22 protein-coding genes are annotated in these 24,933 nt (G+C 63.7%); 10 read left to right on the forward strand and 12 right to left on the reverse strand.

Annotated features, from left to right (window positions below):
• Nucleotides 1-2: 2 nt before the first annotated feature.
• On the forward strand, nucleotides 3-764 hold the full coding sequence (gene phnL / locus L0U81_RS23605) for a phosphonate C-P lyase system protein PhnL (RefSeq protein WP_233806068.1): 762 nt from the start codon (nucleotides 3-5) through the stop codon (nucleotides 762-764).
• Nucleotides 765-800: 36 nt separating this feature from the next.
• A complete protein-coding gene (locus L0U81_RS23610; protein WP_233806076.1) occupies nucleotides 801-1,934 on the forward strand; it encodes an alpha-D-ribose 1-methylphosphonate 5-triphosphate diphosphatase in 1,134 nt (377 codons plus the stop codon).
• A gap of 67 nt (nucleotides 1,935-2,001) precedes the next feature.
• Here L0U81_RS23610 and L0U81_RS23615 read toward each other — a convergent pair whose 3' ends face one another.
• Together L0U81_RS23615 and L0U81_RS23620 are read right to left on the reverse strand one after the other, a co-directional pair.
• The gene (locus L0U81_RS23615; RefSeq protein ID WP_233806085.1) at nucleotides 2,002-3,834 is read right to left on the reverse strand and encodes a diguanylate cyclase domain-containing protein; all 1,833 of its coding nucleotides are present in this window, start codon (nucleotides 3,832-3,834) and stop codon (nucleotides 2,002-2,004) included.
• Entirely contained in the window at nucleotides 3,834-5,054 is a 1,221-nt protein-coding gene (locus tag L0U81_RS23620; protein WP_442793446.1) for an extracellular solute-binding protein, read from the reverse strand. Before L0U81_RS23620 ends, L0U81_RS23615 begins: the two co-directional genes overlap by 1 nt.
• A gap of 650 nt (nucleotides 5,055-5,704) precedes the next feature.
• On the opposite strand from L0U81_RS23620, the gene L0U81_RS23625 reads away from it, so the two are divergent.
• The 5 genes from L0U81_RS23625 (at nucleotide 5,705) to L0U81_RS23645 (ending at nucleotide 12,093) form a co-directional block, all read left to right on the forward strand.
• The gene (locus L0U81_RS23625; protein WP_233806087.1) at nucleotides 5,705-6,487 is read left to right on the forward strand and encodes an ABC transporter substrate-binding protein; all 783 of its coding nucleotides are present in this window, start codon (nucleotides 5,705-5,707) and stop codon (nucleotides 6,485-6,487) included.
• Between the two features lie 268 nt (nucleotides 6,488-6,755).
• Complete coding sequence (locus tag L0U81_RS23630) at nucleotides 6,756-7,871, forward strand: succinylglutamate desuccinylase/aspartoacylase family protein (protein WP_233806089.1); 1,116 nt, start codon at nucleotides 6,756-6,758, stop codon at nucleotides 7,869-7,871.
• Nucleotides 7,872-8,232: 361 nt separating this feature from the next.
• The gene (locus L0U81_RS23635) at nucleotides 8,233-9,411 is read left to right on the forward strand and encodes a porin (RefSeq protein ID WP_233806098.1); all 1,179 of its coding nucleotides are present in this window, start codon (nucleotides 8,233-8,235) and stop codon (nucleotides 9,409-9,411) included.
• A gap of 276 nt (nucleotides 9,412-9,687) precedes the next feature.
• A complete protein-coding gene (locus tag L0U81_RS23640; protein WP_233806100.1) occupies nucleotides 9,688-10,980 on the forward strand; it encodes an MFS transporter in 1,293 nt (430 codons plus the stop codon).
• A 48-nt stretch (nucleotides 10,981-11,028) separates the two neighbouring features.
• Entirely contained in the window at nucleotides 11,029-12,093 is a 1,065-nt protein-coding gene (locus tag L0U81_RS23645) for a serine hydrolase domain-containing protein (protein WP_233806102.1), read from the forward strand.
• Between the two features lie 48 nt (nucleotides 12,094-12,141).
• On the opposite strand, the gene L0U81_RS23650 is transcribed toward L0U81_RS23645, so the two are convergent.
• From L0U81_RS23650 to L0U81_RS23695, 10 genes are all read right to left on the reverse strand, one after another.
• Nucleotides 12,142-13,875 carry an IlvD/Edd family dehydratase gene (locus L0U81_RS23650; RefSeq protein WP_233806104.1) on the reverse strand — a complete coding sequence of 578 codons (1,734 nt, stop codon included), beginning with the start codon at nucleotides 13,873-13,875 and terminating at the stop codon, nucleotides 12,142-12,144.
• 321 nt (nucleotides 13,876-14,196) lie between these two features.
• Nucleotides 14,197-14,583 (reverse strand): BON domain-containing protein, encoded by a 387-nt coding sequence (locus L0U81_RS23655; protein WP_233807924.1) that lies wholly within the window; start codon nucleotides 14,581-14,583, stop codon nucleotides 14,197-14,199.
• Between the two features lie 30 nt (nucleotides 14,584-14,613).
• The gene (locus tag L0U81_RS23660) at nucleotides 14,614-15,759 is read right to left on the reverse strand and encodes a porin (protein ID WP_233806113.1); all 1,146 of its coding nucleotides are present in this window, start codon (nucleotides 15,757-15,759) and stop codon (nucleotides 14,614-14,616) included.
• 139 nt (nucleotides 15,760-15,898) lie between these two features.
• On the reverse strand, nucleotides 15,899-17,527 hold the full coding sequence (locus L0U81_RS23665) for a 3-(methylthio)propionyl-CoA ligase (protein ID WP_233806115.1): 1,629 nt from the start codon (nucleotides 17,525-17,527) through the stop codon (nucleotides 15,899-15,901).
• A gap of 29 nt (nucleotides 17,528-17,556) precedes the next feature.
• Nucleotides 17,557-17,892 carry a Rieske (2Fe-2S) protein gene (locus L0U81_RS23670; protein WP_233806117.1) on the reverse strand — a complete coding sequence of 112 codons (336 nt, stop codon included), beginning with the start codon at nucleotides 17,890-17,892 and terminating at the stop codon, nucleotides 17,557-17,559.
• Nucleotides 17,893-17,924: 32 nt separating this feature from the next.
• Nucleotides 17,925-18,491, reverse strand: coding sequence for an RBBP9/YdeN family alpha/beta hydrolase (locus L0U81_RS23675; RefSeq protein WP_233806118.1), 567 nt, complete (start codon nucleotides 18,489-18,491; stop codon nucleotides 17,925-17,927).
• 18 nt (nucleotides 18,492-18,509) lie between these two features.
• On the reverse strand, nucleotides 18,510-19,358 hold the full coding sequence (locus L0U81_RS23680) for a TauD/TfdA dioxygenase family protein (RefSeq protein ID WP_233806120.1): 849 nt from the start codon (nucleotides 19,356-19,358) through the stop codon (nucleotides 18,510-18,512).
• 10 nt (nucleotides 19,359-19,368) lie between these two features.
• Nucleotides 19,369-20,349 carry a quinone oxidoreductase family protein gene (locus L0U81_RS23685; protein ID WP_233806122.1) on the reverse strand — a complete coding sequence of 327 codons (981 nt, stop codon included), beginning with the start codon at nucleotides 20,347-20,349 and terminating at the stop codon, nucleotides 19,369-19,371.
• A gap of 107 nt (nucleotides 20,350-20,456) precedes the next feature.
• Nucleotides 20,457-21,779 carry an MFS transporter gene (locus tag L0U81_RS23690; protein WP_233806124.1) on the reverse strand — a complete coding sequence of 441 codons (1,323 nt, stop codon included), beginning with the start codon at nucleotides 21,777-21,779 and terminating at the stop codon, nucleotides 20,457-20,459.
• 32 nt (nucleotides 21,780-21,811) lie between these two features.
• Nucleotides 21,812-22,867, reverse strand: coding sequence for a 3-keto-5-aminohexanoate cleavage protein (locus L0U81_RS23695; RefSeq protein WP_233806126.1), 1,056 nt, complete (start codon nucleotides 22,865-22,867; stop codon nucleotides 21,812-21,814).
• Between the two features lie 241 nt (nucleotides 22,868-23,108).
• Between L0U81_RS23695 and L0U81_RS23700 the strand changes: the two genes are divergently transcribed.
• The 3 genes from L0U81_RS23700 (at nucleotide 23,109) to L0U81_RS23710 (ending at nucleotide 24,838) form a co-directional block, all read left to right on the forward strand.
• Entirely contained in the window at nucleotides 23,109-24,110 is a 1,002-nt protein-coding gene (locus L0U81_RS23700) for an AraC family transcriptional regulator (protein ID WP_233806128.1), read from the forward strand.
• A 150-nt stretch (nucleotides 24,111-24,260) separates the two neighbouring features.
• Entirely contained in the window at nucleotides 24,261-24,479 is a 219-nt protein-coding gene (locus L0U81_RS23705; RefSeq protein WP_233806130.1) for a ribbon-helix-helix protein, CopG family, read from the forward strand.
• The gene (locus L0U81_RS23710) at nucleotides 24,473-24,838 is read left to right on the forward strand and encodes a type II toxin-antitoxin system VapC family toxin (RefSeq protein ID WP_233806132.1); all 366 of its coding nucleotides are present in this window, start codon (nucleotides 24,473-24,475) and stop codon (nucleotides 24,836-24,838) included. Before L0U81_RS23705 ends, L0U81_RS23710 begins: the two co-directional genes overlap by 7 nt.
• Nucleotides 24,839-24,933: the final 95 nt, after the last annotated feature.

Genomic DNA, 24,933 nt, shown 5'->3' on the forward strand with positions numbered 1-24,933 from the left:
CGATGCGATCCACTGATGCAGCAATTGATGCAGGCGCCGAGCGAGCGTTCGCCGACAACGCGGCGCTGATGCTGCGCGCCGCCGGCATCGGCAAGACCTTCACGCTGCACGGCCAGGGCGGCGTGCGGATCGACGCGCTCGCGGACGTGTCGCTCGAGGTCGAGCGCGGTGAATGCGTGGTGCTGGTCGGGCCGTCCGGCGCGGGCAAGAGTACGCTGCTGCGCTGTCTGTACGGCAACTATCTGGCGAGCACCGGCTCGATCGCGATTCGCGACACGAGCGGTCAGGGCCAGCCCGTCACGATCACCGGTGCCGAACCGCGCGACGTGCTGCGTCTGCGCCGCGGCGTGGTCGGCTACGTCAGCCAGTTCTTGCGCGTGATTCCGCGCGTGCCGACGCTTGCGCTCGTCGCCGAGCCGCTCGTGTTGCACGGCATCGCCGAACACGAAGCCAGTGCCCGTGCCGCTGAATTGCTCGCGCGGCTGAACGTGCCGGAGCGTCTGTGGGCGCTCGCGCCCGCGACGTTTTCGGGCGGCGAGCAGCAGCGCGTGAACATCGCGCGCGGCTTGATCGCCGAACATCCGCTGTTGCTGCTCGACGAACCGACCGCGTCGCTCGATGCGGAAAACCGCGAGGTGGTGGCCGATCTGATCGTCGAGGCGCGCGAGCGCGGCGCCGCGATCGTTGGTATCTTTCACGACGAACAGACGCGCAACAAGGTCGCGACGCGCCGCCTGGAACTGCGGCCGCCGCAGCGGCACTAAACTCGAACGGATACCGACTGACTACGGAGCAAGTCGATGTTGATCAGCAACGCTCGCATCGTGACGCGAGACGAAGTATTCATGGGCGCCGTGCGCGTCGAAGACGGCGTGATTCGCGACGTCGAACGCGGCGCGAGTTCGACACGCGACGCCGAAGACTGGGACGGCGATTATCTGCTGCCCGGTCTGATCGAACTGCACACGGACAACCTCGAAAAGCATCTCGTGCCGCGTCCCGGCGTCGAATGGAATACCGACGCGGCCTTCGTGATCCACGACGCGCAGGTCGCCGCCGCCGGCATCACGACGGTGTTCGACGCGCTCGCGATCGGCTCGCGCTCGAACGTCGGCCTGCGTAACCGCGACGTGCAAACGCAATGCGCCGATTCGCTGCTGCGGCTGTCCGCGCGTCAACTGCTGCGCGCCGAGCACTTTCTGCATCTGCGCTGCGAGATCGCGACCGCCGACGTGCTCGAGGTCTTCGATTCGCTGTGCGCGCATCCGCTGCTGCGACTCGCATCGGTGATGGACCATACGCCGGGCCAGCGCCAATGGCACGACCACGAGCAATGGCGCCGCTACCAGGAGCGCAACGGCAAGATGAGCGATGAACGTGTCGCGACCGCACTCGCCGAGCTTGCGGTCGAACAGGAGCGTTACGCGGATACGCACCGCCGCGAGATCGTCGAGCGTTGCCGGCGACTCGGCATTCCACTCGCGAGCCACGACGACACACTGATCGAGCACGTCGAACAGGCGAAGGCCGAGGGCATCGTGCTCGCCGAATTCCCGACCACGCGCGTCGCCGCGCAGGCCGCGCGCGAGCACGGCATCGCGACGATCATGGGCGCGCCGAATATCGTGCGCGGCGGCTCGCATTCGGGCAACGTGTCGGCGCTCGAACTCGCGCGAGCGGATCTGCTCGACATCCTGTCGTCGGATTACGTGCCGTCGAGCTTGCTGGCCGCGGTGTTCGATCTCGTCGAAAAAGCGGGCTGGTCGCTGCCGCGCGCAATGGCGACGGTCTCCGCCGAACCGGCGCGCACCGTGGGCCTGACGGACCGCGGGGCGATCGAGCCAGGCTTGCGCGCGGACCTCGTGCGCGTGACGATGCTCGACAAGCTGCCGGTGCCGCGTGCGACTTATCGAGGTGGGGTGCGGATTGTTTGAGTGGGGCGCCTGCGGCGCAATCGCGGCGTGGCAGTAGACGACCGTCAGGCACGCGGATAAAACCGCGTCACGCCGTGGGCTCCGGCTCGCGCCCCTCGATCGCATCCTGGGCGGCGCGCGCCTGCGCGAGTTGGGCTCTGGCATGCTCCCGCGCCTGCTCGTCGAGCCGCATCGCGAGCAGATCCCGATAGCGCAGATACGCGCAACGTCCGCCCGATTTCGCTGCATACATCGCGGCGTCGGCGTTCAGCAGCAGTTCCTCGGCATTGCCGCTGTCGTGCGGGAACTCGCTGATGCCGATGCTCGCGCCAACCGTCATGCTATTGCCGTCGACGATCAGCGTTTCGTTGAGCGCGTCCATGATGACCGCGGCGATCGCGGGCGTGACCTCCGCCGCGCGCGGCCCTTCGATCAACACGATGAATTCGTCGCCGCCGAGCCGCGCGACCACGTCGCCCGCATACAGCACGTCCTTCAGGCGGCGCGCGACCGCGACCAGCACCTTGTCGCCGACCGAGTGGCCGAACTGATCGTTGATCTGCTTGAAGCGGTCGAGGTCGACGAACAGCACGGCGAGCCCTTCGCCGCGGAATTTCGCCTCCTCGATCGCGCTTTCGAGCTTCTGCATGAACAGCATGCGGTTCGGCAGGCCGGTCAGCACGTCGTGCGATGCGAGATGCACGAGCTCGCTCTGCTTGCTGTGCAGCGCGTCCATCTGCGCGCGAATTTCGCGGCGCAAACGCTCGAAACAGCGCGCGAGCACGCCGATTTCGTCGGTGCGCTTGAGCGGCAGTGTGTGCATCGCATGCTCGGCGAACAGATGCGTCGCCGCATGCGCGAGCAGATGCAGCGGCTTGGTCAGTGCTCGCGCGAACAGGATCGCCAGCAGCACCGACAATGCGCTGAACACCAGCACCATGCGAATGATCCGCGTGCCAAGCTGATTCGCGCCGGCCAGCACGTCTTCGAGCGGCTTCGCGAGACCGAGCACGATGAAGCGGTTGCCCTCCGAGCCGCCGAACGGCCGGCGCACGAACGCGAGCACGTGCCCGGACGCCTCGCAGGCGCCCGCGAGACCGTTGACGAGTGCCTCGCTGCGTTGCGGCTCGAACAGTGGCTTCGTAATCGGGAAGCTGTCCTGCATCAGCACGCGTCGGCCGCGGTCGAATCCGAAGGTCTTCGACGGGTCGGGATGAACCAGGAAATCGCCCCACTCGTTGGCCAGATAGACCTGATAGTCGCTCGGCAGATCGCTCTGCAAACGCCGCAACATGCCGGCCAGATCGACGTCGAGCACGACGACGCCGACCACCGTGCCGCGCGCGTCCGCGATCGGCGTGCCGAGACGCAGCGTCGGCTTGCCTTGCGCCGCATGCGTGCCGTATTCGTGATTGACCGCGATCGGCGACGTGTAGATGCGCCCCGGCGAAAACGCGAGCGTTTCGAATACATAGGGAAACTGGGCTTTTTCCTGCAGATCGTTGCCCTCGACGCGCACGAGGCCGTCGCTGTCGCGATCAAAACGGATCAGTTCGAGCCCGTGATGTTGCTGCGTGATCAGCCGCACCTGCAGATATTCCGGGTGATGCAGCATAAAACTCGAATACACCTGCGCGAGCCGCTCGCGGCCTTCGCTCGGGCCGATGCCGTCGTCGGTCTGTGCGACGCTCACCGACGACGGCATCGTCGCGAGCACGAGCGCGTCCGCCGCGACATCGTCGATCGACACGGCGATGCGCTGACCGAGCAGCTCCGTCGAAGTCTGCAGGCTGTGCTGCGCTTCGTTGACGAGCATCGTGCGATTCGCGCAATACGCGTAATAGCCGGTCGCGCCCGACGCCAGCACGCCGATGCACGCGAGCAACACGGACAGCTTGAAGGTCAGGCCGCGGTGCAGCATCAGAAGCGCTCCGAACGGTCGCCCGACACGATCCGCACCCACAGTTTCTCGCGGCGCTCGATATCCTCGACCGGGCTGATCCAGACGATATGCGCGTTGGCGCTGCCTTCCGCGGGTTCGGTCAGCGTGTTCGCGAGCCCCTGCCGCTGCGTGAGCAACCCGCTCACGCCCGGCTCGAGCATGTAGTTGATCCACGCGAGCGCGAGCGGCCTGTCGCTCGCCGAGCGCGTCATCGACCAGCAATCGAGCCACGCGAGCGCGCCCTCGTCCGGAATCACGTAGCCGACGTCCGCGCCCGCGCGGCGCAGCAACTCCACCTGCTGCGTACCGTAGTTGCCGAACATCAGCGCGGCCTTGTGCTGGATGAAGAACGCGGTCGCCTCCTCGGGCAGCGTGTAATAGGTCAGCAGGTTGCGGCGCAGATCGACGAGCTTGTGCGCGATCGCGCGCATCTGCGCGGAGTCGAGTTGAAACGGATGCGGATAGCCGAGCGCGAGCGCGGTAAACGAGAAGTTGTGCTGCGCGCTATTGAAGTCGAGCACCTTGCCGCGATAGCGCGGGTTCCACAGCTCGAGCATTGAACGCGGCGCGACCGGAATCTGCCGGCGATCGTAGATGAGCCCCATCGACGAGTACGTAAAAGGAATCGCGTACACCTTGCCCGCCGACGTCAGGCCGTCGATCGAGCCGAGCGCCTGGAAACGCGGCAACTGCTTCTTCGTGTTCGGCAGACTCGCGAGATCGAGCGGCGCAAGCAGATTCGCCTGCGTATAGCGGCGGATTTCGGCGGTGTTGGCGGCGAGCACGTCGAACGGCGGCGTGTCCTTGCTGTGCATCTGCGCCCACAGCGCTTCGTCGGAATCGACGAGCGTGACCTCGACCTTCGCGTCGTAGCGCGCTTCGAATGCCTTCACGACGTCCGGGTCCGCGTAGCCGGGCCACGCGAGCACGCGCAGCACTTTGTCGGCGGCCGCGGCGGACGTCGTCGCGCCGAAACCCGCGCACAGGACTACGCCAATTAGAAATGGCAAAAGCCCGGAAAGAATGGCGGCCCCAAATCCGGCTGCGCCAAGCGCCGAAAATCCGGATGAATCGCTCGACAAAAATCCGCCAAAAAACCTGCGCTGCAATAAGGCCGCGCGCGCCCGCGCGCTCGCGATTTGTCGCTTAAAAGCCTGTCTACAACGGCCCGTTTGATCCGCCTTGAACTTCGCGTGCATGAATAACACCGTTGAGCAGAAAGGCCTTTTGAGCGAGCGCAAACGCGCGGCATTTAAATCTTGACAGCTGTTCGACGACGTGTAGCAACGCGAATCCCGCCTGCGCGATGGTCGGCTTCCGGCGCAGGGAGAATCGATCATAGCGCCAAAGACTTCGCTTTTGCACCGGTTCAAAAAGGCGGCAAAAAATACCGGGCTCAGGCAGTGACACGTCACGCAATGGTCTCGACATCGTTGTCAATTAACGGCAAATTCAGGCGAAACCTTTAACGGTCCGTCCGCGATTCAAACCCGCCTTTCAAACCAGCTGTCGACGAGTTCGCGAGAAAACCACTGCAAATGCGAGTCGATTACACTCGCCCGGCCATCGTATTACCGCTCCTTCGTTACACCCGCGTTACGCAAACCCCGCCAACGGTGTACGATCCGGTCACGCCGGCTTGGACGCAAGCGTTGCCGTAGAGGGCCTCCTCCTGCGCCATCCGGTGTTTTACTAGCTTTCCGATATTTTTGAACTGATAAGCTTGGCGCGCGTTGCAGGCCACCCCGGCTTGTAACCTGATCGAAAGCCCTGTCGTGAGTCGCGCCGGGCGTCCCAAGGCGGCACAACCGCCGAGGGCGTAATTGAACTACACCGAGGAGTAAAAACAGTGAAAAAACTGCTAGCGGCTTTGACGGTCGCTCTGCTTGCCACCGTCTCGATTGGCGCACACGCTAAGGATTGGTCGACGATCCGTTTTGGTGTTGACGCCAGCTATCCCCCGTTCGAGTCGAAAGGCGCGGACGGCAAGCTCATTGGCTTCGATATCGACCTCGGCAACGAAATCTGCAAACGCGTGGGTGCGAAGTGCGTGTGGGTGGAAAACGACTTCGACGGCATGATCCCTGCGCTGAAGGCGAAGAAGTTCGACGGCGTGCTGTCGTCGATGTCGATGACGCCGCAACGCGCCGAACAGATCGCCTTCTCGTCGAAGCTGTTCAACACGCCGACGCGCCTCGTCGCGAAGAAGGGCTCGGGCATCCTGCCGACCGCCGAATCGCTGAAGGGCAAGACGGTTGGCGTCGAACAGGGCACGATCCAGGAAACCTACGCGAAGACCTACTGGGAACCGGCGGGCACGAAAGTCGTGCCGTACCAGAACCAGGACCAGGTCTACGCCGACCTGATCTCGGGCCGTCTGGACGCAGCGCTGCAGGACGCGGTGCAGGCTGACATCGGCTTCCTGAAGACGCCGCGCGGCGCGGGCTTCGTGTTCGTCGGCAAGGACATCGACGATCCGAAGATCCTCGGCAGCGGCGCCGGCATCGGCATGCGCAAGGAAGACACCGATCTGAAAGCGAAGGTCGACAAGGCAATCGCCGACATGATCAAGGACGGCACCTACAAGAAGATCGAGAAGAAGTACTTCGACTTCGACGTGTACGGCAGCTAAACCGCCCACGCGCGCCGCACGGCGCGCCGGCCAGATGTACCCGAAACGGGCTCCGCAACGCGGAGCCCGTTTTGTTTTGCGCGGCCACGTCCAGCCACATGAAGCCACATCATGTGGCATATCGGCTAAGATCGTGCGAACCGCGGCCTCCGTGCGACAGGTCGCCGCAGTCCGCACGCCGCTCCCCCCGCGCGCAGCGGCGCGCATCTTTCCCCTTGCAATCAACCACCTAGCGCGGCTGCTCCGGACGAGCCGCGAAGCCAATACCATGCAAACCCAGACCCATTCGCTGATTGCCCCGTCGCTTGGCACCGCCCGCGAACTGACGAGTTTCCACTACGGTCCCGGCGGCGGACAGAAGATCTATATCCAGTCGTCGCTGCACGCGGACGAACTGCCCGGCATGTTGGTGTCGTGGTCGCTGCGACGCAAGCTGGCCGTGCTCGAAGCCGCGGGCAAGCTGCGCGGCGAAGTCGTGATCGTGCCGGTGCCGAATCCGATCGGCCTGAACCAGCATCTGCTCGGCCAGATGCTCGGCCGCTTCGAAGCCGGCAGCGCGCAGAACTTCAACCGCAACTTCTACGACCTCGCCGAGCTCGTGCTGCCGGTCATCGAGTCGCGCCTCTCCGGCGACATCGACGCGAACCGCGCGGCCATCCGCACCGCGATGCGCGAAGCGCTCGACGCGCAGCAGCCGACCACCGAACTCGCCTCGCAACGCCTCGCGCTGCAAAAGCTCTCGTACGATGCTGACGTCGTGCTCGATCTGCATTGCGATTGGGAAGCCGCGATGCACCTGTATACGAACCCGGACCTGTGGCCCGAAGTCGAGCCGCTCGCGCGCTATCTGGACGCGAAGGCGTCGCTGCTCGCGCTGAACTCGGTCGGCAATCCGTTCGACGAGATCCACAGCTTCTGCTGGTCGGATCTGCGCGGTCGCTTCGGCGAGCGCTTCCCGATTCCGAACGGCGGGATCTCGGTCACGATCGAGCTGCGCGGTCAGCGCGACGTCTCGTACGAGTACGCGGAAAAGGACGCGCAGGCGATCATCGAATATCTGACTTCGCGCGGCGTGGTCGACGGCGAGCCGGCGCCGCTGCCGCCGCTCGAATTCGCGGCGACGCCGCTCGCGGGCGCCGAGCCGCTCGTCGCGCCGATCAGCGGCGTGCTCGTGTATCGCTGTGAAGTCGGCTCGTGGGTGGACGTGGGCCACGAAATCGCGGACATCATCGATCCGTTGACGGACCGAGTCGTCACGATCAAGAACACCGTGGCCGGCGTGCTGTACGCGCGGCACCTGGCGCGCTTCGCGACGGCCGGACTTGAGTTCGCGCGCATTGCCGGCGCGACGCCGTTCCGCAGCGGCTCGTTGTTGAGCAACTGACGCCCAAGCCGCTGCGAAGATCGATCCTCTCGCAGCCGGTCATGTAACTGCATTTTCAACGCACGCACCAGCTGAAGTAATCGATCGCCCGCCGCCCGGCGGGCGATCCGCTGTCGTGCGTCCCCGCCTCGCTTCAGGTTCAATCGACCCGCCCCGCCTCCGGTAGACCCGCAACCGGCCGTCCGCAACCGGCCGTCCGCAACCGGCCGTCCGCAAAGTGTCGCGCCGACACGACACAGTGGAAAAATTTTTTCACTGTCACATACCTTACTCAGCGTCCCCTTAAATTGCGGGCCATCGCGCGACATTGCCGCAGAGCAACGCGTCGCGATCGCTAAAAATTGCTAACCGGAGAAGTACCTTGAACAAAAAAATCCTGACCGCCGCTACGTTTGCCGCCTTCGCCACCGCCGCTCACGCACAAAGCAGCGTCACGCTGTACGGCCTGATCGACGCCGGTATCAGCTACGTGAACAACTCGAAAACGTCCACCGGCCACGCCAGCCTGACCAAGTACGACGACGGCGTTGCGCAAGGCAGCCGTTGGGGTCTGCGCGGCACGGAAGACCTCGGTAACGGCCTGAAAGCGCTGTTCCTGTTGGAAAACGGCTTCAGCAGCGCGAACGGCGCCGCCGGCCAGGGCGGCGCGATGTTCGGCCGCCAGGCGTACGTTGGTCTGTCGCAGAACAACATCGGCTCGCTGACGTTCGGCCGCCAGTACTCGTTCTCGACCGACTACCTCGGCTCCAACTACTCGACCGGCGGCCTGACCGTCGCGGGTAACTACGCCTACCACATCAACGACGTCGACCAGCTCACGTCGAGCCGTATCAACAACTCGGTCAAGTACAGCAGCGCGAACTTCTCCGGCCTGACCTTCGGCGCGATGTACGGCTTCTCGAACACGGCGGGCGGCTTTGCCGGCACGCCGGGTACGGGCACGGCGGCTGCCCCGGTTGCGGGTTCGTCGCGCGCTTACAGCTTCGGCGCGAACTACGCGAACGGTCCGTTCGGCCTCGGCGTGGCGTACACGGACATCCGTTACCCGGGCCAGGCAACGCCGGCCTTCTCGACGTCGCTGGCTAACGTGACCTTCCCGACGATTGGCACCGGCCAGATCCAGGATCTGCGCACGGTCGGCGTCGGCGGCCGTTACGCGTTTGGTCCGGCATTGCTGTGGGCCCTGTACACGAACACGCGCCTCGCACCGATCTCGGGTGGGTCGACGACGTTCGCTGCGTACGAAGCAGGCGCGAAGTACGCGTTCACGCCGGCTATCACGGCAGGCGCGGGCTACACGTACATGAACCTGAGCGGCGCGAACGTCGGCCACTGGAACCAGGTGAACCTGAGCGGCGACTACGCGCTGTCGAAGCGCACGGACGTGTACGTGCTGGGCATCTACCAGATCGCGTCGGGCCGCAACGGCACGCAGGATCTGCAGGCACAGATCGGTTCGAGCACGAGCTACTTCAGCACGTCGGGCGTCGGTGCCGACAACCAGCTCGCGTTCCGTGTCGGTCTGCGTCACAAGTTCTAAGCAGACAGTTCGCGGTGGGGGACACGTGCTGTTCCCTACCGGGTTGTTTTGACGAAAAACGCCCTATCCAGGGCGTTTTTTCTTTTGCGGCGCGGTGTTGTCGATCTGGATCATCACCATTGCGCTTTGCCGTTTCGGCAACGATATCTGCCAAATATTGTAATTGTCTATAAATATCGTCCACCCCAAGATCGCTGCACAGGCTTCGAATCCCGCGCCGACGCCGCTCAGGTGACATTTCAGGCGCGCCCCCACACGCCGCCACAGGACTTCGTCATGAGCATGAACTCCGTCACCACCGCCGACGCCGTCGCGCGGCACGCCTCGCGCTCGAGCGTATCGCGGCTGATTCTCGCGACCTCGATCGGCAACGCGCTGGAGTTCTACGATCTCGTCGTGTACGGGTACTTCGCGGCCGTGCTGTCGCGTACGTTCTTCCCGGTGCACGACCGCACCGTGTCGCTGCTGCTCACGCTCGGCACCTTCGCGCTCTCGTATCTCGCTCGACCGATCGGCGCGCTCGCGCTCGGCTCGTTCAGCGACCGCAAAGGCCGCAAGGCATCGCTGACTTTGTCAATTGCGATGATGACGCTCGGCACCGCCATGATCGCGCTAATGCCGTCGTATGCGGCAATCGGCGTGCTCGCGCCGATCGGCGTATTCGCGTCGCGGCTGTTGCAGGGATTCTCGGCCGGCGGCGAATTCGGCAGCTCGACCGCGTTTCTGATCGAGCATGCACCGCAGCGCAAAGGCTTCATGGCGAGCTGGCAGTTCTCGAGCCAGGGCGCGAGCACGCTACTCGCGTCGCTGTTCGGCGCGGTGTTGACGAGCACGCTGACGACCGAGCAACTCGAAGGCTGGGGCTGGCGCATTCCGTTCCTGTTCGGCATGCTGATCGGTCCGGTGGGGCTCTACATTCGACGCCGCATCGACGAAACGCCGGAGTTCGAGCGCGCGGAGAAGTCCGCCGCGCCGGTGCGCGAACTGCTCGCGACGCAAAAGGAGCAGGTGCTCGTGTCGATCGGCGCGCTCGTGCTGACAACCACGGCCAACTACATGCTGCTCTACATGCCGACGTACGCGGCGCGACAACTGGGGCTCGCGCCGTCGTCGGGCTTCATCGCGACGCTCGTGGCCGGTCTGATCATGATGGTGCTCACGCCGATCGTCGGTCATCTGTCCGACAAGGTGGGCCGCATGCGCATCATGCTCAGCGCCGGCGTGCTGTTCTTCGCGACCGTCTACCCGGCCTTCATGCTGATGAACGCGCACCCGTCACTCGGCTCGTTGCTGGCCGCGGTCACGTGGGTCGCGTTGCTGAAGGCAACCTATTTCGCGCCGATTCCGGCCATGATGTCCGAACTGTTCCCGACCCGCACGCGCACGACCGGCATGGCGTTCGGCTACAACATCGGCACCACCATATTCGGCGGCTTCACGCCGCTCGCCGTCGCCTCGCTGATCGCGGCGACCGGCAATAATCTCGCACCCGGCCTCTATCTGATGTTCGCGGCTGTACTCAGCCTTTTCACCCTGATGTGGGCACGCGTGCGACTGCACGCCCGCTAAGTCTCTGCCTCGCCTCGCGGGCCTCGTCGAACCGACAGGACCTTATCCATGCAAGACCGTTTGCAGCAAGCCGTGCAGTTCGCGGTGGATCATGAATCGCTTTGGGACCGCCACGTAGGCGGCGCATGGGGTGTGCACGTGAACGATCCGCCGCCCTGGAACAGGCTGCTCGGTCCCGTGCATGATCGCGGGCCGGTGTCCGGCGCGATTGCTGTTGACGGCCGTGTGCTAACGCGCTGGGGCGAACCCGACCGCGCCGATCTGACCTTCAGCGTAGCGAAGATGTACCTCGCGCTCATCGCCGGTGTCGCGCACGATCGCGGCCTGCTGCCCGACGTCGACGAGCCGGTGCGCGTGCGCGTGCCCAACATCGGCTTCGACGACGAACACAACGCGCCGATCACCTGGGCGCATCTGCTGCAGCAAACCAGCGAATGGCGCGGCACGTACTTTGGTTTGTCGGATCAGGCGGACCACTATCGCGCCGTCAATTTCGCCGCCCCGCCCGATGGCCGGAAGGGCGACCTGCGCCCGCCGCAACGGCCGGGCACGTACTGGGAATACAACGACGTACGCATCAACCAGTTCTCGCTCGCGCTGCTGCACCTGTTCCGTCAGCCGCTGCCAGAGGTGTTTCGCGAAGCGATCATGCGGCCTTCGGGTGCCAGCGAAAACTGGCAATGGGTCGGCTACGACAACGCCTGGATCGAGATCGACGGCCGACGCATGCAGTCGGTGCCGGGCGGCACGCACTGGGGCGGCGGCGTGTCGATCAGCGCGAACGACCAGTTGAAGGTCGCGCAGATGCTGCTCAACGACGGCGTCGCCAATGGCCAGCGGGTGCTGTCGTCCGAATGGATCGCGCGCATGCGCACGCCGTGCGCGATCGCGCCGTTCTATGGCTACCTCGTGTGGCTCAACACCGATCGCAAGGTGTTTCCGAACGTGCCGGAGTCGAGCTATTTCGGCGTCGGTGCGGGCAGTTCGTTCACGTGGATCGAACCGGAACGGCGCATGACGGTGGTCGTGCGCTGGCTGAATCCGGCCGCGGCGAACGAGTTTTTCGGGCTCGTGCTCGACGCGGTCGATGCGATGAGCGATGTAAGCCGCTAGCGTTTCCCGCTTACGCTCACCCGGCCGTTCCTCACGTAGCGCAACACGTCAATGCGAATGACGCGGCACCGCTGACCCTCGACACCCCACAAGGAAGTCGAGATCGCAACCTTCATCGGCCTGCAGCACATGATCGATATAAAGTCGCCGGTAGCCGCCACCTTCAGGCGGTTGCGGCGGCACATGCTGCGCGAGACGGCGAGCGAGTTCCGCGTCGCTGATGTCGAGGTGCAGCGTGCCCGCGTCGCAATCGAGTTCGATCCAGTCGCCGTCCTGTACCGCGGCGAGCGGACCGCCGGCCGCTGCTTCCGGCGTCACGTGCAGCACCACCGTGCCGTATGCGGTTCCACTCATGCGCGCATCGGAAATGCGCACCATATCCTTCACGCCCTGCTTCAGCAGCTTCGGCGGCAGGCCCATGTTGCCGACTTCGGCCATGCCCGGATAACCCTTCGGCCCGCAGTTCTTCATCACTAGCACCGAATTCGCGTCGACGTCGAGCGTCTCGTCGACGATGCGCGCTTTGTAGTGCTCCAGGTTCTCGAACACGACCGCGCGTCCGCGATGCTTGAGCAACTCGGGCGTCGCCGCCGACGGCTTAAGTACCGCGCCGCGCGGCGCGAGATTACCGCGCAGCACGCGGATGCCGCCATCAGCGACGAGTGGCCGGTCAAGCGGACGGATCACTTCGTCGTTGGTGTTGGGCGCGTCCTTCACGTTGTCCCACAGCGACTTGCCGTTGACCGTCAACGCGCCCGGATACGGCAGCAGGTCCGCTTCGCCGAGCCGGCGCAGCACAGCCGGCAGGCCGCCCGCGTAATAAAACTCTTCCATCAGGAAACGGCCGGACGGCATCAGGTCGACGATCGTCGGCGTGTCACGGCCGATGCGTACCCAGTCGTCGAGTTCGAGATCGATACCGATGCGCCCCGCGATCGCCTTCAGATGAATCACCGCATTGGTCGAGCCGCCGATCGCCGCATTGACGCGAATCGCGTTCAGGAACGCCTCGCGCGTGAGGATCTTCGACAGCTTCAGGTCCTCCAGCGCCATCTGGACGATCCGCATGCCTGACATATGCGCGAGCACGTAGCGGCGCGAGTCGACTGCGGGAATCGCCGCGTTATGCGGCAGCGACGTACCAAGCGCCTCAGCCATGCAGGCCATCGTCGATGCGGTGCCCATCGTGTTGCAGGTGCCCGCCGAGCGCGACATGCCCGCCTCGGCCGACAGAAACTGATGCAGATCGATCTCGCCGGCCTTCAGCGACTCGTGGAGCTGCCACACCGCGGTGCCCGAGCCGATGTTTTTGCCGTCGAGCTTGCCGTTCAGCATCGGCCCGCCGGTCACGACGATCGCCGGCACGTCGCAGCTCGCCGCGCCCATCAGCAGCGCGGGGGTCGTCTTGTCGCAGCCGGTCAGCAACACGACCGCGTCGATCGGATTGCCGCGGATCGCCTCCTCGACGTCCATCGCCGCGAGATTGCGCGTGAGCATCGCGGTCGGACGCAGATTCGATTCACCGTTCGAAAACACCGGGAACTCGACCGGGAAGCCGCCCGCTTCGTAGATGCCCCGCTTCACGTGCTCGGCGAGCTTGCGAAAGTGCGCGTTGCACGGCGTCAGCTCGGACCACGTGTTGCAGATGCCGATCACGGGACGCCCGTCGAACTCGTGATCGGGAATGCCCTGATTTTTCATCCAGCTTCGATACATGAAGCCGTTCTTATCAGCTGTGCCGAACCATTCGGCCGAGCGCAATTTCCGCTTTTTTTCCGACATGCTAGGTCCTTGATGCATGTGCCGGGACCCTCACCGGCCAATTTGACTGAATCGGCGCGCCCGGCGCTACCGCGCAAGGCTGCCGTTCAATGCCCTGGGATGGTGAAGTGTACGGAGCGGGCCGATATCTTTCCAATTATATTTTGGGCGATATCGATATCAGTTCTGGTATAGATTCGCCGGGACTGCCGGTGCGGCGGGGCCGGCGCTGATTCTCCCCGGTACCCGCAGGTAATGCATATCTACACGGCCCCGTTCAACAGGCAGTGCGTTGTTATAGTGGGCTCCTCGCGCTTACTACTTCCCCGATGCGTGAGCTTTTTACATCCCGCCAAACGGCTTTTGCACGGTCAGCTTGTTGGTCACGGAAGTCACCCCCGGAACACCCTTCGCGATCTCCGCAACCTGATTGACCTGCGACGCGTCCGTGACCGTGCCATTCAGCGTCACCGCGCCGCCTTTTGCGATCACGCTGATATTGCCGGCGCTGATCTCCTTGTGCTTGCCGATGGCGGCATACACCTGCCGGCGCAGCGCGCGATTGGCTTTCCTTGCGTTGACGGGAGTGGCCTCGCCAGTTTCCGTCGCGGATGCGCCCGGTATACCGGAAGGTGCACTGCCGGTCTGGCCCGGCTGCGACCATGCGTTGCCGAACGCGGCCAGAATCAATGTGGCAATCGCCAACGCGCGTGCCTGAATACTTTTCATCGAATACTCCAATTGTTATAGCGGACGGAATCAGAAGGTGTGGCGGATGCCGACCATCGCCGCTGTGGTGTTCACGCCAGGCGCAACCGGGGCGCCATAGACGATGGTCTGGTTCATGGTGCCCCTGTTAGCGACATAACCCACTTGCGCGTACGCCTTGGTTCTCTGCGACAGGTTGTATTCCGCCCCCACGGCGATTTCGGTCGAATGGTTCGCCGAGTGGTTTTTATCGTTCAGGTAGTAGTAGCCGGACGTGATCTTGAAACGCGGATTGAACTGGTAGCCGAGGCCCCCCGAGATCATTTCGAAGTTCGCCGTGTTGCTATGGGCCGGATTCTTGCCGACGCCATACGAGGCCGACACCGAGAACCCGGCGATCGTGTACATCGCCCCGAAGTAGTAGAGGCGATTGTTTGCGACACCGGTCGCAGGGATAGCGGGCGCCGCCGGGTAAGTCAGCGGGAACGGGTTGGTATCATGGCCGTTGTAATACACGGCGGACAGATTCAGACCGTAGTTCGAGTACTTGAGCACGGCCGACTCGCGCGTGCCGCCCTGGAAATGGCCGGCGACACCGCCCGGCGCGTACTCGAGCGCGAGCGACGCGCCATAAAATTTCGGCGAGTTATAGACGAGCGCATTGCTGTCGTACAAGGCGCCGATCGGCGCGTTCGTGCTGGTGCCAGGCCAGCCGGCCGCCTGATTGATACCAAGCCAGGCCGTCAGAATACTGCCGAAATACTGCGCGCCGCGAACGTCGGTTTCCGCCATCGCGTAGATCATCGGAACGATCTGCCGGCCAGCGTCGAAGGTACCGAAGGGCCCGGATAGGCCCACCGTCGCGAACTGGTTGAAGATCGCGGTGACGCCCGGCGTGTCGGACAAACCGAACTTGCCGTTCGTGGTGTTGAATGCACCTTGCAGCTTGAAGTTGACCTTGTAGCCGCCGCCGATGTCTTCGGCGCCCTTCATACCCCAGTAGCTCGAATAGATGCCGCCGTCCTTCAACTGAAAAATCGCGCCCGTGTTCGGCGCATGCGGCAGAAAGGTAGCCGCCGAAGTGTTCTGATACAGCAGCCCTGTATCGACTACGCCGTAGAGCGTCACTGATGATTGCGCATGGGCTGCGGTGGCAAAGACAGCCAACGCGATCGCGCTGCTTGACTTCAACTTCATTTGGTCTCCTACGCGTACCGGCGTTGGCGCACATGCCCATGCTACGGTCGCTTCAAGTTGGTTGGTGGTTATGTGAGCGCCGGATTCGCCCGGTCGCCCTGTTGCGTGAATCGAACTGCGTTGCTGCGAAAGCGTCGGATCAGGCCGACAGGTAGTAGCTCCCGAATTGATCGCGTAACTGGTTCTTGAGTACCTTGCCCGTCGCGCCGATAGGAACCGTGTCGACGAACACCACTGCATCGGGCGTCCACCAGCGCGCGACCCGGCCGTTGAAGAAGGACAGCAGTTCATCGCTCGCCAGCTCGCTGCCGGGCTTCTTCACGACCAGCAGCAGCGGCCGTTCGTCCCACTTCGGGTGCCGTGCCGCGATACAGACGGCAGTCGTGACTTCCGGATGCAGATACGCGACGTTTTCGATAGCCGCCGAACTGATCCATTCGCCGCCCGACTTGATCACGTCCTTGCTGCGATCGGTGATCTGCATGAAGCCGTGCCGGTCGATCGTCGCGATGTCGCCGGTCGGAAACCAGCCGTCGCTGAGCGGCGACGCAACGTCGGCGCCGAAGTATTGCTGCGTGACCCAGTGACCGCGCACCTGCAGATCACCAGCCGTCTCGCCGTCCCACGGCAATTCGTTGCCACGGGAGCCGACGATTCTCATGTCGATGCCGAACAGCGCACGTCCCTGTTTCGCCTGAACCTTGTACTGCTCCGCCATCGGCAACGACTGCTGATGCGCCTTGAAGCTGCAAACCGTGCCGATCGGGCTCAATTCGGTCATGCCCCACGCGTGCAGCACCTCGACCCGATGGCGCTTCTGGAACGCTTCGGCCATCGCGGTCGGACACGGCGCGCCGCCGATCACCGTGCGCCGCATCGACGAGAAGGTTCCGCCCAGTGCATCGACATGCGCGAGCAGTCCCTGCCACACGGTCGGCACACCGGCCGACAGTGTCACGTGTTCTGTTTCGATCAGTTCGTAGAGCGACTCGCCGTCGAGCGCCGGACCCGGAAACACCAGCTTCGCGCCGACCATGCAGGCGATGTAGGGCAGTCCCCAGGCGTTCACATGGAACATCGGCACGACCGGCAGGATCACGTCGCGCGCGGAACAGTTCAGCGAATCGGGCAGCGCCGCCGCGTAGGTGTGCAGCACCGTCGAGCGGTGGCTATACAGCACGCCCTTCGGATTGCCGGTGGTGCCCGACGTGTAGCACAGCGACGACGCGCTGTTCTCGTCGAGCAGAGGCCATTCGAAAACGTCGTCGTGAAGATCGATCAGATCCTCGTAGCACATCAGCATGGCGCCCAGGTCGCCCGCTTGCGGCATGTGCGCGCGATCGGTCATGGCCACGAATACCTTCGGGCTCTTCACCCGTGACGCGACGCTCTCGATCAGCGGCAGAAAGTTCAGGTCGAAGAACACCACACGGTCTTCCGCGTGATCGATGATGTACGCGAGCTGGTCGACGTGCAGCCGCGGGTTCAGCGTATGCAGCACTGACCCGGAACCCGACACGGCGAAATACAGCTCCATGTGGCGATAGCCGTTCCACGCGAGCGTCGCGACGCGCTCGCCCCGACCGACACCGAGCGTCGACAGCGCGTTGGCCATGCGGCGCGCGCGCTGCGCGAGGTGCCGATACGAATAACGATGGATGTCCCCTTCCACGCGTCGCGACACGATTTCCTGTTCGCCGTGATGGCGCTCCGCGTGCGTGAGCAGCGCAGCGACCAGCAGCGGTTGCTGCATCATCAAGCCTTGCATCTTTCCTTCTCCTGATTGGTTGTGGCGTCTCATGCCTGCGAGGGCGTCGCGTTCGGCTCGTCGAGACTCACCACTACCTTTGAATCCACTATTGCGACCGGGAAGGTCGTCACATTCAATCCGCCGGTTCCCGGCATGCAGCCCGTGCGCACGTCGAACCGCAGGCCGTGCGCCGGGCAGCGCAACACGCAGCCTTCCAGCTGGCCGCCCGCGAGTGCGGCTCCGTTGTGCGGACACGCGTTGTCGATGGCGTGGAGCCTGCCTTCGATGTTGAACAGCACGATGCTGCGGCCATCGATGAAGGCCAGCTTGCGCTGGCCCGGCGCGAGCTCACCGGCGACACCCACCACGATCTGACGTGACATGCCGGACGCCTTCCGATCCGTCGCCGGCCACATCACATCAGTACCAGCCGGTTGATCAACGTCTCGGCCATCGGCCATTCGCCGAAGCCCGCAGCGGGGTTGAGGTGCCCCACTTCGCCGAGATCGACGAAGCGGCTGCCCCAATCCTGAGCCATGTCCTGCACACGCTCGAACCGTGCAAGCGGATCGTTGCGGCTCGCGCAGACGATGCTCGGGAACGGCAGACGCTTGCGCGGAATCGGCAGCCAGCCGTTCTGCTCGAGCGTCTCGCGCTCCGGATAGCCCGGCGGCAGCGGCGTTTCGAGGTCCGCGGGCGCCGCGAGCAGCGCTGCGTGAATCTCGCGCTTGTGCTGCGCCGCCCAATGCACGGTGATCATTACGCCCGCGCTATGCGCGACCAGAATGACCGGGCCGTTGATCCTCGCGAGGGCGGCATCGAGCGCCGCAACCCGCGCCGCGCAACTGAGCTTGTCGTGCTCGAGCGGCGGCACCGAGAGTGCCCTCGGCAGCCTTTGCTCCAGCAAGGTTTGCCAATGCTCCGGGACATGGTCGCGCAGACCCGGGACCATCAGAATGGTCGGTTTCAGTTCGTAATTCATCGGAAGTTACTTGCTGGTTCAGTACGGCTTGTCGCCGATGATGCCGGCGCGTTCCATCTTGCGATGGCACGGCGGGTAGTCCATCACCGCATAGTGCTGCGTGCTGCGGTTGTCCCAGATCGCGATGCTGTTTTTCTCCCAGCGCCAGCGCACCTGATACTCGGGGATGTACGCCTGGCTGATCAGGTAGCGCAGCAGATCGCCCGCGCCCGGATTCGCGTCCTGACCGAAACGCACGCGTTCCGGCGTGTGGAAGTTCGTGAAATGGCTGGTGAAGGCGTTCACGAACAGCACTTTCTCGCCCGTCTCCGGATGCGTGCGCACGACCGGATGCTCCGGGTCAGGAAACTGCGCCTTCAGCGCGAGACGCTTCTCTATAGGCATCGCGGCACCGAAGCTCGCCTCGATGCTGTGGCGGGCGCGCAGATCCGCGATCTGCGTCTTCACGTGCGCCGGCAGATTCTCGTAGGCGAGGACCATGTTCGCCCACATCGTGTCGCCGCCGACGGGCGGACACTCCACACAGCGCAGCACGGCACCGAACTGCGGCGCTTCGCGCCAGGTGGTGTCGGCGTGCCATGCGTTTTCGTAGCGGTCGTTGGGCTGATCCGGGGTCTTGTAGATCCGCACGAGGCCCGGATACTCCGGATCGCTGCCCGCGACCGGATGGTCCTCGAGCTCACCGAAACGGCGCGCAAACGCCACGTGCTCGGCGCGCGTGATGTGCTGGTCGCGCAGGAACAGAACCCGGTGCTTCAGCAGCGCCGAGCGGATCTCGGCAAACAGGTCATCGTCGTTGATCGCGTGAGCGACATTCACCCCGATCAGCTCGGCGCCGATTGCGTACGTTAATTGTTCGACTCGCATGACTAGCTCCTCAGATGACGAAGACCGACGAACCCGTCGTCTTGCGCGATTCCAGATCCCGATGGGCTTGCGCCGCATCTTCGAGCGAATAACGCTGATTGACCTCGATCCTGATGCGTCCCGAGGCGATCAGCCCGAAGATTTCACCGGCAAGATCGTTCTTCTCGGCCGGATCGGCGATGTAGTCCGCCAGCGCCGGGCGGGTCAGATAGAGCGAGCCCTTCATCGCCAGCAGTTGCGGATTGAACGGCGGAATCGGGCCGGAAGCCGTGCCGACGCAAACCATCAGACCGCGGCGCTTGAGCGAATCGAGCGAGGCCTCGAAGGTATCCTTGCCGACGCTGTCGAACACCACGTTCACGCCGACGCCATCGGTCAGTTCGCGTACGCGCTTTGCGACGTCTTCGCGGCTGTAGTTGATGATGTGGTCGCAGCCGTGCGCGAGGGCCACCTCGCCCTTGGCCTCGGTCGAAACCGTGCCGATCACGGTCAGACCCAGCAGCTTCGCCCATTGCGAAACGATCAGGCCGACACCGCCGGCGGCGGCATGCAGAAGGATCGTGTCGCCTGCCTTGAAGTCGTGAATGCGGCGCATCAGATACGCGGCGGTCAGGCCGCGCATGGTCATGCCGGCGGCCGTTTCGCAGTGGATCGCATCGGGCAGCCGGATCAGCGGTGCAGCCGGAATCAGGCGTTCGGTGCTGTACGCGCCGAGCGTGTTGATAAAGCCCGTGTAGGTCACACGATCGCCCACCGCGACGTTCGTCACGTCCGGGCCAACGGCTTCGACCACGCCCGCGGCCTCAACGCCCATCCCAGCGGGCAGCGGGACCGGATACAGGCCGCTGCGGAAGTAGGTGTCGGCGAAATTGAGGCCCACTGCCTGATGGCGCAGGCGAACCTGACCGGGGCCGGGGTTGCCCACTTCGACGTCCTCGTAGCGCAAGACGTCGGGACCACCGGTTTCATAAAAGCGCACTGCCTTTGCCATGTCGAATCTCCAATTCTTTACTCAATCTGCAATCTGCGAAATGCCTGGCGCCTGTGGCGCAGTCGCGGAGTCTGTTTTACGCGCCGTCCGCGTGGCGCGATGCGATGTCAGCCTGCGGCCTGCTCACGCAAGGTGTTCAGACGATCCAGATCGACCGCGTAGTTCCGTTTGCCGATCATGAATGCGGCAGCCGCGACGAGCGGTGCGAGCGGCACCAGTTGCAACGCGCCCAGCAGCCCGATCCGATCGGCGATGATCCCCGTGAGGACCGCTGCCGGCGCGAGGCCCAGCAGGTTGTTCGCGAGCGTCAGGGTCGCGAACGCCGAGGCATGAATCGACGGCGGCGTGAGGTTCGCCACCATCGCCCCCGACGGGCCGCTCGCACCGGCGCAGAAGAACATGCCGGCACCGATCACGACGAGCTGCCACGGCCCCGCCGGCATCTGGAAGCCGATCCCGAGCAGTACGAAACAGGCGAGGCAGAACGAGATCGCGGCGAGCCACTTCCGTTCGCGTGCGTTCTTGCTGAGCCGGTCCGTGAGGTTTCCGCACACCACCATGCCCACCCCAGTCACCAGCACGAACACCGCTGCGCACATCGCGGCCTTGCCGGTGGCCATGCCGTAGTAGCGATTCAGGAAGCTCGGCATCCACGCCCACACAGCGGCGGGAACCAGCAGATGCAGGCCACTGCCGACGTAGGCGCACACCACGGACTTCGTCGAGAACAGTCCCTTCATCAGCGCGCGCAGGCTCAAGCACATGCCGCGCGATTCCGCCTGCCTGCTCACGCCCGCCGGCTGCAGCGGCACAAGTCGCTTTTCGGTGACGACCAGCCGGTAGATCACGACCAGCACGATTCCCATCGCCGCCATTGCAGCAAATGCCGAACGCCAGCCGAGGTGAGCCGCCACCGCGCCGCCGAGGGCCATGCCCAGCACCGAACCGAACGCGCCGCCCGCCATGAAGGTGCCGGTCAGCGTAGAGCGCAGCCGCACCGGAAAAATACTCAGGACAACTGCGATTCCGACACTGCCGTAGGCCGCTTCGCCGATCCCGACGAAGGCACGCGCAAGCAGCAACTGGCCATAGCTCGTCGAGATCGCGCAGCCTGCCGTCGCGAGACTCCACATCCCCGCCATCAGCACGATGCTCTTCACGCGCCCCCAACGGTCGGCAAGCACCGACAGCGGGAACGTGAGCACGCCAACCATCAGCGCGATCACGCTGCTGAGCGAACCCAGTTGCGCGTCGGACAGGTGCCATGCCGCCTTGAGCGGCGGAAACACGGCGTTCAACACCTGCCGCGACATATAGTCGGAAAGCAGCAATCCGACCGTCAACGCAAACACCACCCACGCATAAGTGCGTACGTCCGTCCGGGTTGCCGAAACATCGCCCGTCGTGGGCCCTGCATGCTGTACGAGCATTCTTCTGTCTCCTTCCACGCTGACTCTGGCAATCACGCCGCGCGCAGCGGCAGGTTCCTGACGCCGGCCTGGCGGTTCGGCGCCATACCGTTGGCGAGAAGCGTCTCGTCGATCGTCTCGTACTGCACACCTATACGATAGATCTCGCGCGCTTCCTTGCCAGTGGCAATTTCGCGGCCCAGCTCACGCGCGACCCGCACGCACTGCTCGATCTGCTGCACCGACGTGAAGCGCTTGCCGTGCTGGTCGATGATCGTGTCCTCGATGCCGCAGCGCGGATGCAGGCCCATCGACATCGCCATCATGTTGAACGGCAGCACATTCTTCAGCAGAGACTCCGCGGTGAGCGTGCAGCCATCCGGCGCGCGATGCACGAAGTTGAAGAAGTTGAACGGATTCGGGCCGTCGAAGCCGCCACCGATGCCGATCCAGGTGAGATTCAGCGGGCCCTTGTACACGCCCTTGCGCACGAGGCGCTCGAGCGTTTCGAGCGCATGGATGCCCGTGAGCTGGAAGTGCGGCTGAATGCCCGAAGCCTGCAGGCGGCGCAGGTGCTCCTCGACCCACGCGGGGCCAGCCGGAACCGTCATTTCACTATAGGCGGCCATGAAGCCGGGGTTGGAAAGCGAGGTGCCTGCCAGGTACTCCGGATAGAGCAGCTCCATGATGTTCATCTGCGTGGTGTTGATCGCGACCGTCACCTGATCGGGCTTCGGTTCGAGATCGGCCAGCATGTGGCGCGTGTCGTCGGACAGCCACTTCGCGGCCTGTCCATCATCTTCCGGCGCGAACGAAATCGAGCCGCCGACCTGGATGATCATGTCGGGCACTGCCGCACGCACACCAGCGATCAGTTCATTGAACTTCGACAGGCGCTTCGAACCCTTGCCGTCCAGTTCGCGCACGTGCAGGTGCAGTACCGTGGCGCCGGCGTTGTAGCAATCGACCGCCTTCTGGATCTGCTCGTCCATGGTCACGGCGATGTCTTCCGGGAAGTCCTCGGGCATCCATTCCGGGCCGTACGGCGCGGTGGTGATGACTACCTTGTCCTGATTCTCAGGGTGCAACGAATCGTCGAGAAACTGCATTTGTCTGCCTCCATCGAGTTTGGGGTGACGCTGTTCCGGCCTCGCGAAGCCGCGTTGAAATCTGCTGGAACATTTCAAACGTCATGGGCAAAAGATACGGCAATCACGCGCTACACTTTTATGATTGGGCGCCATCCTTTTAGCCCTTCGTGCCACTGCGCGTTAACACCGATAATTGCGCGAAGCAAGTGTTTAATGACTAGAAAATTACGCGATGTGCGAATGGTCCGGAGAAACTACGATGGAAACGATGGTGACGTCGGTAGCCATGAGTGGCTATTTCGAAGTGACGCGACGGCTGGGACTGAATCCGGTCGAACTCGCCAGACAGGCCGGCATCGATGCCGGCGCGCTCGCGAATCCGGGCGATCGCGTACCGGCTGCCGCCTGCTGTCGGCTACTGGAAATGACGGCCCAAAAGGCGTCGTGCCCGACTTTCGCGCTGCAAATGGCGGAGACGCGGCAGACGTTCGGCAGCGGTGTGGTCAATGTCCTGCTCGCGCACAAACGTACGCTGCGTGAAGTGCTGCTGGCCGCGGCCGAATACCGTCATCTGCTGAACGAAGCGCTGGCGGTCTACGTCGAGGACGCTGATAAAACGGTCACCATTCGCGAGGAACTCGTCGTCGAACCGGGTACCCCGACGAGGCAGGCCATCGAGCTGGCGCTCGGTGTCCTCGCGAAGCACTCCGGCGCGCTGCTCGACAAGTTCTGGAAACCGCGCGAGGTCCACTTCACTCACGCGGCGCCCGCGGACCTGACGTTTCATCGCCGCTTTTTCAACTGTCCGCTGGAGTTCGGCAGCGACTTCAACGGGTTCGTCTGTGCGAGCGCCGATCTCGACTACCCGAATCCGCTAGCCGACCCTGAACTCGTGCGCTATGCGGAGAGCCTCGCCGCTCCGCGGAACGCGAGCGCAGCGGAATCGGCCGCGCTGGAAGTGCGCAAGGCGATCTACCTGCTGCTGCCGCTCGAACAGGCGAACGCGGACCTGGTGGCGCGCCATTTGCATCTGAGCGTGCGCACCATGCAACGCCAGTTGAATTCGGCCGGCACCAGCTTTTCGGATCAGGTGGAGGAAGTCCGCGGAGAACTCGCCGTGCGCTACATGAGCAACCCCACCTATCCGATCGGACGGGTTTCGGCGCTTCTCGGCTACGCGCAGCAGGGATCGTTCACGAACTGGTTCGTGTCGCGATTCCATATGACGCCGCGTGACTGGCGGACGAGCCATTCGAAATGATGGCCCGAAAGACCGGCCGTTTCACTGATGCGCTCGACGGCATTCTCATCCCGGCATGCCGTCATAACCGGTGATGACACAAAGCTGCGTTTCGTTTGCATAGCGTGCGCGCATGATATACGATATGTATATCATGCTATGGAGGCGGTAATGAGTCGGATTTTGATTGATTTACCCGATGCGCAGATCGAAGAGTTGGCGGTACTCGTGGAGATGGAGCGCCGCCCCCGCGCCGCGGTAATCCGTGACGCGATCGAGGTGTATATCGCGAATCACAAGCAAGCGCGCGGGGCCGAGGTTTTCGGGCTGTGGAAGAACAAGAAAATAGACGGCCTTGAATACCAGCAGGAGCTTCGCTCGGAATGGTAAGAGCACTTTTTGATACGAACATTTTGATCGACTACCTCGGTGGTGTCATCGCAGCGAAGAAAGAACTTTCGCGCTACGAATACCGGGCGATCAGCACAATTACGTGGATGGAAGTTCTTGTCGGCACGACGGCTGAAGATGAAGCGACGATTCGTGCATGGCTCGGTTCCTTTGAAGTCATCGCGTTGGACAGTGCCATCGCAAATCGCGCGGTCGAGATTCGCAAGCAACGGCGAATCCGATTGCCTGATGCGATCGTTTGGGCATCCGCACAAGTTAATTCGTTGTTGCTGGTTTCTCGCAATACGAAGGATTTTCCTGCGGATGAACCGGGCGTGCGAGTGCCCTACAAGATTTAGAGGAAAAGGCAAGCGACGCGGGCAGGAAGCGCTATTGGGCGACGCGCGTACTGCGGCGCGGCGACGCTGCCCAACGTTGGGCAATCGTCCTTTCA

Origin of the sequence: Paraburkholderia sp. HP33-1, from assembly GCF_021390595.1 — a bacterium.
In the GTDB taxonomy this organism is placed as follows: domain Bacteria; phylum Pseudomonadota; class Gammaproteobacteria; order Burkholderiales; family Burkholderiaceae; genus Paraburkholderia.

Bases quoted from the DNA above. Each gene is read 5' to 3' on its own strand.
- phnL (WP_233806068.1), top strand. From the start codon at position 3: ATGCGATCCACTGATGCAGCAATTGATGCAGGCGCCGAGCGAGCGTTC.
- L0U81_RS23610 (WP_233806076.1), top strand. From the start codon at position 801: ATGTTGATCAGCAACGCTCGCATCGTGACGCGAGACGAAGTATTCATG.
- L0U81_RS23615 (WP_233806085.1), bottom strand. From the start codon at position 3,834: ATGCTGCACCGCGGCCTGACCTTCAAGCTGTCCGTGTTGCTCGCGTGC.
- L0U81_RS23620 (WP_442793446.1), bottom strand. From the start codon at position 5,054: ATGCACGCGAAGTTCAAGGCGGATCAAACGGGCCGTTGTAGACAGGCT.
- L0U81_RS23630 (WP_233806089.1), top strand. From the start codon at position 6,756: ATGCAAACCCAGACCCATTCGCTGATTGCCCCGTCGCTTGGCACCGCC.
- L0U81_RS23640 (WP_233806100.1), top strand. From the start codon at position 9,688: ATGAGCATGAACTCCGTCACCACCGCCGACGCCGTCGCGCGGCACGCC.
- L0U81_RS23645 (WP_233806102.1), top strand. From the start codon at position 11,029: ATGCAAGACCGTTTGCAGCAAGCCGTGCAGTTCGCGGTGGATCATGAA.
- L0U81_RS23650 (WP_233806104.1), bottom strand. From the start codon at position 13,875: ATGTCGGAAAAAAAGCGGAAATTGCGCTCGGCCGAATGGTTCGGCACA.
- L0U81_RS23655 (WP_233807924.1), bottom strand. From the start codon at position 14,583: ATGAAAAGTATTCAGGCACGCGCGTTGGCGATTGCCACATTGATTCTG.
- L0U81_RS23660 (WP_233806113.1), bottom strand. From the start codon at position 15,759: ATGAAGTTGAAGTCAAGCAGCGCGATCGCGTTGGCTGTCTTTGCCACC.
- L0U81_RS23665 (WP_233806115.1), bottom strand. From the start codon at position 17,527: ATGCAAGGCTTGATGATGCAGCAACCGCTGCTGGTCGCTGCGCTGCTC.
- L0U81_RS23670 (WP_233806117.1), bottom strand. From the start codon at position 17,892: ATGTCACGTCAGATCGTGGTGGGTGTCGCCGGTGAGCTCGCGCCGGGC.
- L0U81_RS23675 (WP_233806118.1), bottom strand. From the start codon at position 18,491: ATGAATTACGAACTGAAACCGACCATTCTGATGGTCCCGGGTCTGCGC.
- L0U81_RS23680 (WP_233806120.1), bottom strand. From the start codon at position 19,358: ATGCGAGTCGAACAATTAACGTACGCAATCGGCGCCGAGCTGATCGGG.
- L0U81_RS23685 (WP_233806122.1), bottom strand. From the start codon at position 20,349: ATGGCAAAGGCAGTGCGCTTTTATGAAACCGGTGGTCCCGACGTCTTG.
- L0U81_RS23690 (WP_233806124.1), bottom strand. From the start codon at position 21,779: ATGCTCGTACAGCATGCAGGGCCCACGACGGGCGATGTTTCGGCAACC.
- L0U81_RS23695 (WP_233806126.1), bottom strand. From the start codon at position 22,867: ATGCAGTTTCTCGACGATTCGTTGCACCCTGAGAATCAGGACAAGGTA.
- L0U81_RS23700 (WP_233806128.1), top strand. From the start codon at position 23,109: ATGGAAACGATGGTGACGTCGGTAGCCATGAGTGGCTATTTCGAAGTG.
- L0U81_RS23705 (WP_233806130.1), top strand. From the start codon at position 24,261: ATGAGTCGGATTTTGATTGATTTACCCGATGCGCAGATCGAAGAGTTG.
- L0U81_RS23710 (WP_233806132.1), top strand. From the start codon at position 24,473: ATGGTAAGAGCACTTTTTGATACGAACATTTTGATCGACTACCTCGGT.